Annotated in this window: 15 protein-coding genes; 5 read left to right on the top strand and 10 right to left on the bottom strand. The window is 64.9% G+C overall.

The genetic code is table 11. The features are described 5' to 3' along the window. The first annotated feature begins 17 nt into the window (after nt 1-17). Nucleotides 18-953, top strand: a complete 936-nt coding sequence (gene folD / locus E5222_RS12040) for a bifunctional methylenetetrahydrofolate dehydrogenase/methenyltetrahydrofolate cyclohydrolase FolD (protein WP_136694041.1) — start codon at nt 18-20, stop codon at nt 951-953. 78 nt (nt 954-1031) lie between these two features. Here the strand turns inward: folD and E5222_RS12035 are convergent, their stop codons facing one another. Beyond that, entirely contained in the window at nt 1032-1997 is a 966-nt protein-coding gene (locus tag E5222_RS12035; protein WP_136694040.1) for a magnesium and cobalt transport protein CorA, read from the bottom strand. Between the two features lie 44 nt (nt 1998-2041). Here E5222_RS12035 and E5222_RS12030 point away from each other — a divergent pair, with 44 nt between their 5' ends. Together E5222_RS12030 and E5222_RS12025 are read left to right on the top strand one after the other, a co-directional pair. After that, nucleotides 2042-3553 carry a flavin-containing monooxygenase gene (locus E5222_RS12030; RefSeq protein WP_136694039.1) on the top strand — a complete coding sequence of 504 codons (1512 nt, stop codon included), beginning with the start codon at nt 2042-2044 and terminating at the stop codon, nt 3551-3553. 9 nt (nt 3554-3562) lie between these two features. Next, a complete protein-coding gene (locus E5222_RS12025; RefSeq protein ID WP_136694038.1) occupies nt 3563-4327 on the top strand; it encodes a competence/damage-inducible protein A in 765 nt (254 codons plus the stop codon). 125 nt (nt 4328-4452) lie between these two features. Here E5222_RS12025 and E5222_RS12020 read toward each other — a convergent pair whose 3' ends face one another. From E5222_RS12020 to rplK, 7 genes are all read right to left on the bottom strand, one after another. Next, nucleotides 4453-6318 (bottom strand): glycoside hydrolase family 2 protein, encoded by a 1866-nt coding sequence (locus E5222_RS12020; RefSeq protein WP_246021743.1) that lies wholly within the window; start codon nt 6316-6318, stop codon nt 4453-4455. Between the two features lie 11 nt (nt 6319-6329). Continuing rightward, nucleotides 6330-6893 carry a hypothetical protein gene (locus tag E5222_RS12015; RefSeq protein ID WP_136694037.1) on the bottom strand — a complete coding sequence of 188 codons (564 nt, stop codon included), beginning with the start codon at nt 6891-6893 and terminating at the stop codon, nt 6330-6332. Nucleotides 6894-6959: 66 nt separating this feature from the next. After that, the gene (locus tag E5222_RS12010) at nt 6960-7676 is read right to left on the bottom strand and encodes a superoxide dismutase (RefSeq protein WP_136694036.1); all 717 of its coding nucleotides are present in this window, start codon (nt 7674-7676) and stop codon (nt 6960-6962) included. Between the two features lie 10 nt (nt 7677-7686). Then, nucleotides 7687-9000: a chromate efflux transporter gene (gene chrA / locus E5222_RS12005; protein ID WP_136694330.1), complete on the bottom strand. Its 1314-nt coding sequence runs from the start codon at nt 8998-9000 to the stop codon at nt 7687-7689. A 214-nt stretch (nt 9001-9214) separates the two neighbouring features. Beyond that, nucleotides 9215-9406 (bottom strand): hypothetical protein, encoded by a 192-nt coding sequence (locus E5222_RS12000; protein ID WP_136694035.1) that lies wholly within the window; start codon nt 9404-9406, stop codon nt 9215-9217. A 281-nt stretch (nt 9407-9687) separates the two neighbouring features. Further along, nucleotides 9688-10380: a 50S ribosomal protein L1 gene (rplA, locus tag E5222_RS11995; protein WP_136694034.1), complete on the bottom strand. Its 693-nt coding sequence runs from the start codon at nt 10378-10380 to the stop codon at nt 9688-9690. Nucleotides 10381-10382: 2 nt separating this feature from the next. Beyond that, nucleotides 10383-10814: a 50S ribosomal protein L11 gene (rplK, locus tag E5222_RS11990; RefSeq protein WP_136694033.1), complete on the bottom strand. Its 432-nt coding sequence runs from the start codon at nt 10812-10814 to the stop codon at nt 10383-10385. Between the two features lie 227 nt (nt 10815-11041). On the opposite strand from rplK, the gene E5222_RS11985 reads away from it, so the two are divergent. Together E5222_RS11985 and E5222_RS11980 are read left to right on the top strand one after the other, a co-directional pair. Beyond that, nucleotides 11042-12202 carry a PA14 domain-containing protein gene (locus E5222_RS11985; protein WP_169053575.1) on the top strand — a complete coding sequence of 387 codons (1161 nt, stop codon included), beginning with the start codon at nt 11042-11044 and terminating at the stop codon, nt 12200-12202. 128 nt (nt 12203-12330) lie between these two features. Further along, complete coding sequence (locus E5222_RS11980; RefSeq protein ID WP_169053574.1) at nt 12331-13005, top strand: PspA/IM30 family protein; 675 nt, start codon at nt 12331-12333, stop codon at nt 13003-13005. Between the two features lie 73 nt (nt 13006-13078). On the opposite strand, the gene nusG is transcribed toward E5222_RS11980, so the two are convergent. Both nusG and secE read right to left on the bottom strand, forming a co-directional pair. Next, nucleotides 13079-13615, bottom strand: a complete 537-nt coding sequence (gene nusG / locus E5222_RS11975) for a transcription termination/antitermination protein NusG (RefSeq protein WP_136694030.1) — start codon at nt 13613-13615, stop codon at nt 13079-13081. Between the two features lie 49 nt (nt 13616-13664). Beyond that, on the bottom strand, nt 13665-13871 hold the full coding sequence (secE, locus tag E5222_RS11970; RefSeq protein ID WP_136694029.1) for a preprotein translocase subunit SecE: 207 nt from the start codon (nt 13869-13871) through the stop codon (nt 13665-13667). Nucleotides 13872-13948: the final 77 nt, after the last annotated feature.

The following is a 13948-nucleotide window of genomic DNA, read 5'->3' as shown; positions in this document are numbered from 1 at the left end:
CGGAGACAGGAACAGACATGGCCGATATTATCGATGGCCGCGCGATCGCGCGCCAGCTTGACGAGAAGACCAAGACGCAGGTGGACGAGATGCTCGCCGCCGGCATGACCCGTCCGGGTCTGGTAGTGATCCTGGTGGGCGAGGATGGTGCCAGCCAGGTCTATGTCCGCCGTAAGATCAAGGCGTGCGAGAAGGTCGGCATCAATTCGATCGAACACCGCCTGCCCGCCGATGCCAGCCAGGAAGAACTCCTCGCGCTGATCGACCAGCTCAACAAGGATCCCGAGGTTCACGGCATCCTGTGCCAGGTGCCGCTGCCCGAGCATATCGATACGCGCCTGGTGCTGCGTTCGATCAGCCCGGACAAGGACGTGGACGGCTTCCACCCGGTCAATGTCGGTCGTCTGTCGACCGGCACCGGCGGCATCGTGCCCTGCACTCCGCTGGGCGTGATGATCCTGCTGCAGAGCGTGGTCGACGATTTCGTCGGCAAGGATGCGGTGGTGATCGGCAAGTCCAACATCGTCGGCAAGCCGGTGGCGAACCTGCTGCTGGATGCCGAATGCACCGTCACCGTCACCCATATCTACACCCACAACCTGCCCGCCATCTGCCGCAAGGCGGACATCATCGTGGCCGCCGCAGGCGCGCCCAAACTGGTGAAGGGCGACTGGGTGAAGGACGGCGCTGTCATCATCGATGTCGGCATCACCCGCATCATGGATGAGGAGACCGGCAAGGAGAAGCTGGTGGGCGACGTCGCCTTTGACGAAGTCCAGCATGCCAAGGCCGTCACCCCCGTCCCCGGCGGCGTGGGACCGATGACCATTGCCTGCCTGCTCGCCAATACGGTACAGGCTGCACGAGCGCTGCAGGGCGACAAGGACGCGTCGAGCGATTATGCCGATGCCCCGTCGCGCACCATGTTTACCGAGGCGCTCTCGGCCAAGTAAGGGAGGCTAAGGGAGGCCATCGCGCCTCTCGGCCTGTCAGCGGGTGAAAGCGCGACCGATGGTCGCGCGCCCCGACTTTCAAAGCCAGCCGATCCTCCGGAAGCGCCAGAACAGCAATGCGCAAATGAGCGCGATCGCGCCCAGCACGATGAAATAGCCGTGCCGCCAGGCAAGCTCTGGCATGAAAGCGAAATTCATCCCGTAAATGCCGGCGATCGCCGTTGGCACGGCAAGGATCGCGGCCCATGCGGCCAGTTGCCGCGTAATCGCACCCTGGCGACTCTGTTCCAGCAGGCTCGCTACCTCGAGAAGGTTGCCCAGCGTATCGAGCAGCGCGCGCGTGCGCATCAGCACGCGCCTCGCATGGTCATGCACGTCGCGGAAATAGGGACGCGCACGCTGGTCTATCGCCGGCTGTTCGACCTGCGCCAGCTTGCCCGTCATTTCTTCCATCCGGCCCGAGATTCCCTCAAGCTGGCGGAGTGTCCGCCGCAAGCGGAAGATGCGGCGGATGCGCGCCTGGTCGGGGAAGGCATCTATCGCGCCATCTTCCATCTTGCCCATCGTCTCGTCCAGCCGATCGAGCAAAGGATCGAAGCCCTCCACGATGAAATCGAGCAAGGCATGGAGCACGAAGTCCGGCCCTTCCGCCAGCCGCTCCGGATTCGCTTCCAGCTGCGCGCGCAGGTCCACATGTGCGCGTTGGCTGCCCAGCCTGACGGTGATTATGAAATCGTCGCCTACGAAGATCGCGGTCTGGCCATAGGCGATCGTGTCGCCCGGCCCCTGCGCCGCCGTTCGGGCGACAACGAAGAGGTGCTTGCTATAGGTTTCCGCTTTGGGCGGGTGGCGTTGTGTCACGGCATCCTCGACCGCGAGAGGGTGCAGGTGGTATCGCTGGGCGAGCGCGTCGATCTCTGCTGGTTCGGGATCGAGCAGACCGATCCAGTCGAACTCGCCCTTGCCAGGGGCATCGAAAGGCGCCTCCGCGATGTTGCGCTGAATCTTGCCCTGTCGATAGCGCCGAGCGGTGACAACTGTCATGAAAGGGTGGTGACACGGGCGCCTCCGGCTGGCAATCCTGTTATATGGCAGACCACCTCGATGTGCTGATTGTAGGCGCCGGCATTTCCGGTATCTCCATGGCGGCGCATCTGAAAATGATGTGCCCCACGCGCAGCTTTGCGATTATCGAACGCCGGGCGCAGATCGGCGGGACGTGGGACCTGTTCCGCTACCCCGGCGTGCGTTCGGATTCGGACATGCATACGCTCGGCTTCCGTTTCGAGCCGTGGAAGCATGAGGATGCGATCGCGGACGGGCCGGCGATCCTCGAATATCTCAATCGCACTGCGGATGAGCGCGGGATCACCGAACATATTCGTTTCGAAACCACCGTAGTTTCGGCGGACTGGCATTCGGATGAGGCGCTGTGGCACGTCACGCTGGAGGATGCGCAAGGTTGGCGGACCGAGACCACGCACTTCCTGTTCTTCGCCTCCGGCTATTACGATTACGACAAACCGCATGAGGCGGATATTCCCGGCCTGGCGGACTTCGGCGGCACGGTCGTGCATCCGCAATTCTGGCCGCAGGACCTCGACTATACGGGCAAGCGCGTGGTGGTGATCGGATCGGGCGCGACTGCCGTCACCATCGTCCCCACGATGACCGACAAGGCCGCGCACGTCACCATGCTCCAGCGCACGCCGACATGGATGGCGGCGGGCCCGCGGCAGGACCGGATCGGCAAGGTCCTCCGGCGCTGGCTGCCCGAAAGCTGGGCCTATTGGCTGACCCGCCAGAAGAACATCCGCCTGCGCGACTATTTCTTCAAGCTCTCGCGGCGCGATCCGGAAAAGCTCGCGAAGAAGCTGCGCGAGATGCTGCGCCACGACCTCGGGCCCGCCTATTCGGCAGAACATTTCGAGCCGCCCTACGACCCCTGGAAGCAGCGCCTCTGCCTCGTTCCAGATGGCGACCTGTTCAAGGCACTGAGGAGCGGCAAGGCCGATGTCGTCACCGACCATGTGGCGGGCTTCGATGCGGGCGGGGTGAAGCTGGCGTCAGGCAAGTACCTGCCCGCCGATATCGTCGTCACCGCCACCGGCCTGCGCCTCGTGCTGGCGGGCAAGGTCGCCGTGTCGATCGACGGGAAGAAGGTCGAGTGGCCGGAGCATTACTACTATCGCGGGACGATGTTCTCCAACGTCCCCAACCTCGCGGTCACTTTCGGTTATCTCAACGCCAGCTGGACATTGCGGGCGGACAACAACTCCGAATTCGTCGCGCGAGTCCTCAACGAGATGGAAGCGGAGAACGCTACGGTCGTCATCCCGCTGCTGGCCCCTGAGGACGAGCCGGAGGTGGTCGAACCTTTCGACTACACATCGGGCTATCTGCATCGCGCAAAGCCTCTGATGCCCAAGAGCGCGGCCGAACTGCCCTGGCGGCTCAACCACGATTACCTCGCAGACGTGAAGGACTTCCGCCAGCGCCCCGTTGCCGATGGCGTGCTGCGCTTCACCAATCCGGGCGATCCCGCGCTCAGCGCTGCCCTGCCCCAAAGTCCGGTGGCGCGCACCGAGGAACCGGCCTAAGCCGCCGTCATGTCTGCAACAGACCGCATCTGGACCGCCGCGCTGCTGGTGATCGGGGACGAGATCCTCTCCGGCCGCACGCATGACAAGAACATCGCGCAGGTCGCCAGCTGGCTACAGGTGCAGGGCATCCGCCTCACCGAAGTACGCGTAGTGTCGGACGGCATGGACGCGATCGCCCAGGCCGTGAACGCGCTGCGCAGCACTTACGACTACCTCTTCACCACCGGCGGCATCGGCCCCACGCATGACGACATCACCGTGGACGCAGTGGCACAGGCGCTGGGCGTGCCCGTCGTCATCCATCCCGAAGCGCGCGCGATCCTTGAGGACTACTACAAGCACCGCGAGGGCGGCCTGACCGACGCCCGCCTGCGCATGGCGCGCGTGCCCGAGGGCGCCGAGCTGATCCCCAACCGCATGTCCGGCGCGCCCGGCATTCGCCACGGTTCCATCTTCATGATGGCCGGCGTGCCGACGATCTGCGCGCAGATGCTCGATGCGCTGACCGGCACGCTGGAAGGCGGCGTGCCGCTGATCTCCGAGACCGTCGGAGGCTGGATCAAGGAGAGCGAAGTCGCCGACCTGCTGCGCGCCGTGGAAGCCGCGCACGAAGGCGTCCAGATTGGCAGCTACCCTTTCTTCCGCGAGGGCCGCATAGGCGCCAACTTCGTCATCCGCTCGACCAGCCGCGACACGCTCGATGCCTGCATGGCCGCGCTGTGCGAGGGGCTAACTGAGCTTGGCCTCGACTACACGCCCGGCGGTATATAGGATTCCTGTTCCTCAATCGCCGGCGGGGCATCCGCCCCTTGGCTTTCCTCGGTGCTGTTCCCTCCGCCTTGCTGCGGGGCACCTGCGGACGGCCGTTCGGCCTTGCGAGCCTTGCAGGCTCGTCATCACTCCTCCCTTTCCGCATACCACTCCGCCAGCACATCGAAGGCCAGCTTGCGTTCGCCCTCCGGCCCGATCAGGCCCTTCCGGTTCCAGCCATCCTGCACACCGGGCAGCTGGCGACGGGGAGAGAGGAAGTCCTTCAGGATCCATGGCGAGAGGCCCGCGAGCGTCTCGATCCCCTCGGCCATTGCCAGCGTATTGCGGTAATAGGTCGCCTGGTATTCCTCGGTGAACTTGATCGGCTCCTCACCCTGCGCGGCGTGGAGGCCCGGCTGCGCGCCCGCCCCCATTTCGGAGAAGACCAGCGGCCGGCCGGCGGGCACATCCCACGCGATACGCGGCACGTCCTCAGGACGATCCGGCCCGTACCAGCCATTATAGGTGTTCACCGCCAGCACATCGAGATGATCGGCCAGCGGATCGACCAGCCGCATCACCGGCACCTCGCCGCTATCGTCGCGCTCGGTCAGCAGCGCCGCGCTCACCAGCCGGTGCGGGTCGAGCGTGCGCGCATCGGCCACCAGCTGCGCCATGAAGGCATTGCGCGGCGCGTCCACCGGCGTCTCGTTCCCCACGCTCCAGATCACGACGCTCGCCCGGTTGCGGTCGCGCAGCACCATCTCCGACAGCATGGTGCGCGCATGGGTGAGCACGTCCGGATCGGCGAAGGCGATGCGCCAGTAGACGGGGATCTCGCTCCACACCAGCAGGCCCAGCTCGTCCGCCGCGCGCACCATCGCATCGCCATGCGGGTAATGCGCCAGCCGCACGAAGTTGCCGTTGAGGTCGTCCCTTACGATCGTGAGCAACGCACGCGCCGCAGCGGGCGTCATGTTGCGCGTCGGTTGCGCCCCCAGCTCCTCCTCATGCAGGCTGATGCCGCTGAGGAACACAGGCTCGCCATTGAGCAGCACCTCCGACCCGCGCACGGCAATGGTGCGGAAGCCCACGCGGTCGCGCCAGACGTCCTCGCCCGTGCGGATCTCGATATCGTAGAGCTTGGGGTTCTGCGGCGACCAACGCTCCAGCCCTGACGGCGGCGTGATGCGGAAGGTGACGCGCCCCGTGGGATCGGCATTCGTGGTGAGGCGCAATTCCAGTCCGGGGATGGCGATCTCGACCGGCGCGCCTGCCGCCTGCGGCCCGTCGAGCGCGATGTCCATGGTGATCCGGCCGTCGGGCGTCAGCCGCAGCCATGCATCGTCCACATAGGTCTCCGGCACCGCGATCAGCGAGACGGGGCGGGTGATCCCGCCATAGGTCTCCCAATCGGTGACGGGCGGCGGCACGTCCTGCCAGTCGCGGATCGAGTCCGCGCCGACCAGCAGCCGGTTGCCCTCTGCCCGCAGCTTGCCGGTCACCTCGAAGGCGAAGGGGGTGAAGCCGCCCTCATGCCTCCCCAGGAACTCGCCATTCAGCCACACCTCGGCCGCGTAGTTGACCGCGCCGAAGCGCAGGAACTGGCGCTCGCCCGCGACCGGATCGGCATCGAAGCGGCGCTGGTACCACACCAGCCCCTGATAGTGCCGCATCTCGGGCGCATGGGTCAGCCAGCTGGAGGGGAGCGTCGCGCGGGGCGCGCGGTCCATGTCGTATTCGTAGAGCGCCGGCGGATCGGCCCGCCGCGCCTGCTCCACATCGGTATCGTCATAGCGGCGATGGCCCGTGCCCGCCGCGCCACCATGGAAGCCCGCCATGCCGTCGCGATAGGGATCGATCGAGTAGGTCCACTCGCCCGAGAGGTCCTGCCCCTCGCGCATATCCGCCGACGCCAGCAACGGCCCATCGGGCAGCACTTGCGCGCCGGCCCTTCCCCCATGCAGCAAGGCCATGGCAAAGGCCGCCGCGATCATCCCGAGCATCCTCATGGTAGCGCTATCTACGACAGGCGCGGCCCAGCGACAAGCGAGGGGGCTTGGAACACGCAAGCGCCCTCTTGCGACTGTGACCTTCCGTCCTTCGCAGCCCTGCGCCGCAGCGCCTTGCGCCCCTCCCGCATGGCGCGGTCGATCTGCGCCAGCCAGCTCAGAAGCGCGGAATTGGGCGATTCCCGCACGCTGCCGCAATAGCGCCCGCGCCGCATGACCACGCGCCAGCGCCCGTCCACGATCGCCCGCCACGGCTCGTCATGTGTGACCTTTCGCGGCCCACGCCGTTCCATCGCCGCAGCGGGCGGCGCAGGAGGCCTGCCCCGCCGCGCATAAGCGAGCGCCACGTCCCAGGCCCAGGCAAACTCCTCCGCCCCTGCCCGCCGCCGCAAGCGATAGGCCGTCTCCCGCGCCATCCCCACAAACCGCGCCGCCGCCGCGACCGAGCCTGTCTGGGCGAGCATGCCGATAAACTCGGCCTGCCTGAGCGGCGTCCACCCGTCCGAACGGGCGCGCAGCGGAACGGGAGCAAAGCGCGGAATGCGCGGCGGAGGGAGGGTGCGTGTGCGGGTCATGCCGCCAGGCATGGCGGGGTGGTACGCCTGTAGGAAAGGGGCCTGCCTCAGGCCATCCGGGCGCTCTCAGGCCAAAGCGGCCCGGTAACGCGCGTCCACCACTTCCCAATCGAGGTTTGCCATGAAGGCATCGACATAGCGGGCCGCAGCAGTGCCATAGTCCATGTGGTAGGAATGCTCATACATATCGAGCGCAATCAGGGGCGCACCGCTGACCGCGCCATGCATGTGATCCCAGGCCCAGTAATTGTGCAGCGATCCGGTGTGCCGGTTGTAACTGAGCACGCACCAGCCTGATCCGCCCGAAAGCGACATCGCGGTGCGGCGGAACTCGGCTGCCCAGGCATCGACACTGCCGAAAGAACGGGCCAGTTCCTCGGAAATCGAGCCACCGGCACTGCCGTTGCCGCCGAGGCCTTCGAAGTAGAGTTCGTGCAGGATGACGGAACCCGTGCGATGCAGTTCCTCGCGCTTGAGCCCGCCATAGACCACCGGAGGAAATTCGGGATCGGCCAATGCCTCCGCGAGCCGGAGCTCGATCGTGTTCAAAGCCCTCACCGAACCCTGATAGTTGTTTTCCCAATGCGAGGTGATGAGGCGTTCGGACAGGCCGGTGAGCCCGGCGGGATCGAACCGGAGCGGCACGGGCGCGTGATTGCCGGCGAATGCGGCGATGCGGGCCGGCTCCTGGGCACCGGCAGGCTGGGCGGTTCCCGCCAGCGCGATACCAGCTGCGCCAGCGGCCGCCCTCCCGATTGCATCCCTGCGCGTCAAATTCATCATGTCAGCCTCCTTACAGGAAAAGACCAAGAACCAGTCCGCCCGCCGCGGCAAGGGCGAGCACTTTCGGCACGGACCATCTGGCGCCGAAGACAAGCAGGCAGGCAAGCATCGCCAGCAAAGCCGCGCGCCAATCGAAACTGGACCATTCGGGCAGATAGATCCGCAACGGACCCGCCGTGTCTTCACCCACCTGCCCGAACAGGACATGCAGGGTAAACCATGCAGTGAGATTGGCGATCACTCCTACCACGGCCGCCGTCAGCGCTGCCAGTCCGCCTTTCAGCCTGACCGCGTGGCGCAGCCGGTCGATCCATGGGGCAAAGGCGAAGATCCACAGGAAGCAGGGCGCGAAAGTGACCCATGTCGTCAGCCCCGCTCCGATCAGTCCGGCGACTAGCGGGCTGAAGGGTTCGGGCGCGCGGAAGGCGGCAAGGAAGCCGACGAATTGGGTCACCATGATGAGCGGCCCGGGCGTCGTTTCGGCGAGGCCCAGCCCATCTGCCATCTCCCCCGCCTGCAACCAGCCGAAACCCTGCACCGCTTCCTGCGCCATATAGGCGAGCACGGCATAGGCTCCGCCAAATGTAACGACCGCCAGTTGCGAGAAGAAGGCGCCGATGTCCCACAGCACGTGATCGCGCCCCAGCACCAGGAACACGATGACCATGGGCGCCGCCCAGATTGCTCCCCACAACAGCGCCGCGCCCAGCGTCGCCCGCCAGGGACGCGGGGCGCTGGGCGGCTCGCCCCCCGCCGGCTTCAGGGCCAGCCACTGCGGCAGCACCGCCGCCACAGCGATGCCGAGGACTCCGGCACCCAGCACGATCAGCGGGAATGGCAGGTCGAGGAAGAACAGCGCCACGAAGGCGGCCAGCGCCAGTGCCTGCTTGAAGCGCGTATCCAGCGCCCGTCCTCCGATCCGCAACAGCGCCTGCGCAACGATTGCCAGCACCGCCGCCTTCACGCCCAGGAACAGCGCCGCGAACCACCCGAGATCGGCAGCAAGAGCATAGAGGATGGAAAGCGCGAGGATCACCAGCGCGCCGGGAATGACGAAGAGCAGGCCCGCGGCAAGCCCTCCGCGCCAGCCATGCAGCCGCCAGCCGATCCATGTCGCCAGCTGCTGCGCCTCGGGTCCGGGAAGCAGGTGGCAGAAATTGAGCGCGTGGAGATAGTCCTCCTCGCTCACCCAGCGCCGCTCCTCCACCAGTTCGCGATGCATGAGCGCGATCTGTCCAGCAGGCCCGCCGAAGCTGAGCATGCCGACGCGCACGAATGCTTTCAGGAGAGCGGGGAAGCTTGGGCCGGCACCGGTCTCGGTCATCATCACCTCGCAAAGCACCGCCCGGCCAATGCCGGGGAGACGAGGCAACGCTTGGGCACTACGTGCCTGACCGGGAGGTTGCTCGAACCCGCAGCGCGATCATACAATTCGGGACCTGTAGTGGGAAGGGCCGATCAGCACGCGGCGGTGCAAAGAAAAAGGCCGGCGGATCGCCCCGCCGGCCCCTTCTGCCTTATTGCGATCCCGAAAGGGCTTATTCGGCAACCTCCACCTTCTCGGCGCCCGCACGTTCGGCGTCACGCTTGCTGACGACATAGGCGTAGACCAGCCCGGCCATGAACAGCACACCCACGCCGCCGGTAACGAAAGGCGGCACGTCCATCACCACGGCGAGCAGGAGCAGCGTCACGGCTGCCAGGAAGATCGAAAGTGTGGTCTTCGTCATTGCAGATCCCCTTGAATGGCGGTCCGGCACTCGCCGGTCCGCGATCGGGGCGATTCCACGCCTTTTGGGTTACTTTGACCTTAACAAGACTGGTGAGGGTGGAGTTAACTCTGCGGAGCCCAGCAAAAAGGGCCGGCGGATCGCTCCGCCGGCCCTTTTTATTTGGTTTGCCTCAAGCGCCGGCGGCTGCATCCGCAGCCTTGGCTATCCTCGCTTACGGGCAGGCAAGCTTCCCACGCGCAGTTTATCCTGAGCAGCTGCTGCAGAGCCGTTAGCTTGCTTTACGCGCCTTCGACTTCCGCCAGGTCCACCTTCAGGCCGGGGCCCATGGTGGAGGTCAGGGCGATCTTCTTGACATACTTGCCCTTGGCGCCCGACGGCTTGGCCTTCACGACCGCTTCGGTCAGCGCCTTGAAGTTCGCCTTCAGGTCCTCGTCCTTGAAGGACAGCTTGCCGATGCCCGAGTGGATGATGCCCATCTTCTCGACGCGGAATTCGACCTGGCCGCCCTTGGCGTCCTTCACGGCCTGTTCCACGTTCGGGGTGACGGTGCCCAGCTTCGGGTTCGGCATCAGGCCCTTGGGGCCCAGCACCTTGCCGAGGCGGCCGACGACGCCCATCATGTCCGGCGTGGCGATCACGCGGTCATAATCGAGATTGCCGGCCTGCATGTCTTCCATCAGGTCTTCGGCACCGACCTTGTCGGCACCGGCGGCAGTCGCCTTCTCGGCATTGTCGCCACGAGCGAACACGGCAACCTTCACGTCCTTGCCGGTGCCCGAGGGCAGCGACACCATGCCGCGCACCATCTGGTCCGCATGGCGCGGATCGACGCCGAGGTTCATCGCGACTTCAACGGTCTCGTCGAACTTCGCCTTGTGCTCGCGCAGCAGGGCGATGGCTTCGTCCACCGTGTAGAGCTTTTCCGCATCGAGAGCGGAAACGGTCTTCTGCTTCTTGGTCAGCTTTACCATGATCAGCCCTCCACCACTTCGATGCCCATCGAACGGGCGCTGCCGGCGATGATCTTGACCGCCTGGTCAACATCGTTGGCGTTGAGGTCCTTCATCTTGGCTTCGGCGATCTCGGCCAGCTGGCTCTTCTTGATCGAACCGATGATGTTCTTGCCCGGCTCCTTCGAACCCGACTTGATCTTCATGGCCTTCTTGATGAGGAAGCTGGCGGGCGGGCTCTTGGTGACGAAGGTGAAGCTGCGATCCGCATAGACCGTGATCTTGGTCGGGATCGGGGCGCCCTTTTCGAGATCCTGCGTGGCGGCGTTGAAGGCCTTGCAGAATTCCATGATGTTCACGCCGCGCTGGCCCAGTGCGGGGCCGATGGGCGGAGAGGGGTTTGCAGTGCCGGCGGGCACCTGCAGGTTGATATAACCGTCGATCTTCTTGGCCATGAGGCCACTCCTTTCTCACTGTCGCCCCGGAGCATGCCCCGAAGCTCATGGTAAGCGGTGCTAACGGCCCGCAAGCAGGCCTCCCGCGTGGATTCCCTTTCGGGAAGGCGCGCACATAGCGAAAAGCACACGGAATGCAAGGCGTAGCGCCGCCCCGGGCGATTTCCCGAATGTTAAGGCGCTGCTCGTTATGCTGCCCCGCGCGCGAGCGAAGAGGGGAAATAGCGATGATCGAGAGCGTTCCACCATCGCAAGCGCCATCCGGCTGGCGCAGGAACTGGGCCCTGCTGAGCGCCCTTGCCCTCGCCGCGATCCTTTCCCTGGCTATGCTCGCCACTCCGCGCGCGCAGACGGGCAGCAGCTCCAATAGCGCCGCCTGTTCGGACAGGCCGGTTACCCCGCCCGTCGCACCCGTCAGCAGCTGGGGCCGTGACATGAACCCCGGCGGCCGCGTGCCCGCCTGCGGCTTCGCGGCCTTCTATTTCGACCGCGCAAACCTCGGCGCGGGAAGCCACCGCCATCACGTAAACAGCATCGCCATCAACTACTCCTGGGACGACTTGCACGGCATCTCCTCGGAGAGCTTCGCCGCCTATTGGGTGGGTTTGGTGCATTTCGACATGCCCGGCATGCAGACCATCGCGATCAACCAGGGCCGGTCTTCCGCGCGCATCTTCATCGATGGCCAGCTGGTTTACCAGGGCAACGACGCCGAAACGCTGTCGATCGACATCAGCGAGGGAACGCACCTGGTCGAAGTCGAATACATCAACAACTGGCACACCACCGAATTCAAGGTGACCCTGGGCGGTTCGGGATCGGTTATCGCCCGCGAGGATGTCGGCACATTCATCGATCGTCACGCGACGTCATCGGCGCCGGTCTATTACATCGGTCTTTATGAAAGCGATGCGCGGGATACGCGGGTCGACGTCCACCTGCCCGCCAATGCGAGGAATGCGGTGGTATGGCTCGATTCCTACGAGGCGATCGACTGGGTCATTCACTCAAGCGCGCCCGTCGCAGCCGCGATCATCGCCTCGCATTCGCCCGGCTCACGCGTGGCCGGGGTGGAGGCGAACCGCGTCGCCGGGATCGGCCGCGGCCTGCGCGTGACCAGCGAAGGGACGCGCGGCTGCCATTGCACGGCCGGCCGCTTCCATTGCGAGGGCGAGAGTGGTCTAGATGACGTCGCCACCGAACTCGGCACCCTCACCGGTCGCGGAATGGCGGGATATGCCGTCGCCTATTCGGCCAGGCAGGTGTCCATCACGCCATGGACCAACGGCATGCTCGCCCGCATCCAGGCGCGCGAACAGGCGGTTTTGCGCGAGGCAAACCAGTGCCGCGCGCTGGCCAATCCCGATTTCGATACGATGTTCGAGTGAGGCGGTCGCTGGCCGGTCCGCATGCCCAACGTTGCTTATCGGATGTTAGCAATTGCATGCACAGATAAGCGGGTAAGGGGAATCAGCGGGGGAATATTGTGAAGATTGCAATCCAGATTCGGGAACTTGTGTCCAGCAATGTTTCGGGATTGGTCGAAGCAGCGACCGACCCGGCCAAGATGCTGAAGCTGCTGCGGAAGCAGATAGAGGAAACCGTGATCTCCCTGCAGGGCGACCTCTCCCGCACGCGGCGCCGGTCGGAAAGACTCGCGAATGACGCGCAATCGCTGCTTGCCAGCGCTGACAGCTGGCAGGACAAGGCAAAGACCGCCATGGCCCATCAGCGCGAAGACCTGGCCCGTGCCGCGCTTCTTGCCAGGGAAGACGCCGCGCTGCTGGGTGCCAAGCGGCAGCAGGAGGCGAAAGATGCGGCCGCGGAAGTCGGCGAAATCGAGACGGCTCTTGCCCAGCTTGAGGCCAAGCATGCCGAAACCTGCGAGAAATTGCGTGAGGTTACCCAGGCCGCTGCCGGCCATGGTGGCGAGAGTGGTGGGAATCCGCTCTCTTCCATCTTCGCCGATCGCGGCAGCGCGACGGAACGCAAGCTGGAAAGCGTGGAGCGGCTGGAGAAGCGCGTCGCATTCGCCACCGAGGGCGAGGACGAGCCGAAGTCCGCGAATATCGAGCAGGAAATCGAAGGCCTGCAGCGCGAAGCCCGTGTCGAAGCCGAATTGGCGCTGCTCAAATCCGAAGGTGCGCAGCCGGCTAAACCGGCAACGCGCAAGCGCAAGGCCAAGGGCTGACCGATCGCCGCGTGAGACAAAAGAAAAGGGCCGGCGCAAACCGGCCCTTTTTCGTACGGCACTGGTAGTATTCTTACTTGACCAGTTCGACCTGTTCGAAGTCCAGCTCCACCGGCGTCGCGCGGCCGAAGATGGAGACCGAGACCTTGACCTTGGCCTTGTCGAAGTCGAGCTCTTCCACCACGCCGTTGAAGCTGGCGAAGGGGCCTTCGAGCACCTTGACCTGGTCGCCGATCTCGTAATCGACGTGAATGTCCTTCTTGGGAGCGGCCTTGGCCTCTTCCACACCGCCGAAATAGCGCGCGGCCTCTTTCTCCGAAATCGGCTGCGGCTTGTTGTTGGTGCCGAGGAAACCGGTCACCTTGGGCGTGTTCTTGACCAGGTGATAGATGTCATCGGTCATGTTCAGCTTGGCCAGCACGTAGCCGGGCATGAACTTGCGTTCGACCTGCACCTTCTTGCCGCGCTTGATCTCGGTCACGGTCTCGGTGGGAACTTCCACCTCCTCCACGCCATCGGACAGGCCCAGGCGCTCGGCCTCGGCGAGGATCGAATCGCGGACCTTGTTCTCGAAACCGGAGTAGGCGTGGATGATGTACCAGCGGGCCATCTGAATTCTCTTTCCCTGTCAGTCGTAATCGCGTGCGTGGTGCAAAGCGTCAGGCCAGCGACAGCAGCCAGCGCACCAGCGCGCTGAACACCGAATCGACGCCGAGGAAGAACAGCGAGAGGATCACCATCATGATGAAGACGAAGATCGCCGTGCGGATCGTCTCCTCACGCGAGGGCCACACAACCTTCGAGGTTTCCGACTTCACCTGATTGAGGAATTCGCCGGGGCTGGTCTTCTTGCCGTCCTGAGCCATTGCTCTTGCCTTTGTTCGCTTCGCGATAATTCGTGATGCCTTTCGCCATAGGACCATCGCCGCCCCGATCCAGTTCT

The organism is Alteraurantiacibacter aquimixticola, from assembly GCF_004965515.1.
GTDB classification, from domain to species: Bacteria; Pseudomonadota; Alphaproteobacteria; order Sphingomonadales; family Sphingomonadaceae; genus Alteraurantiacibacter; species Alteraurantiacibacter aquimixticola.
Note: the sequence above shows the minus strand (reverse complement) of the source record. Positions and strands in the feature narration are given on the sequence as shown.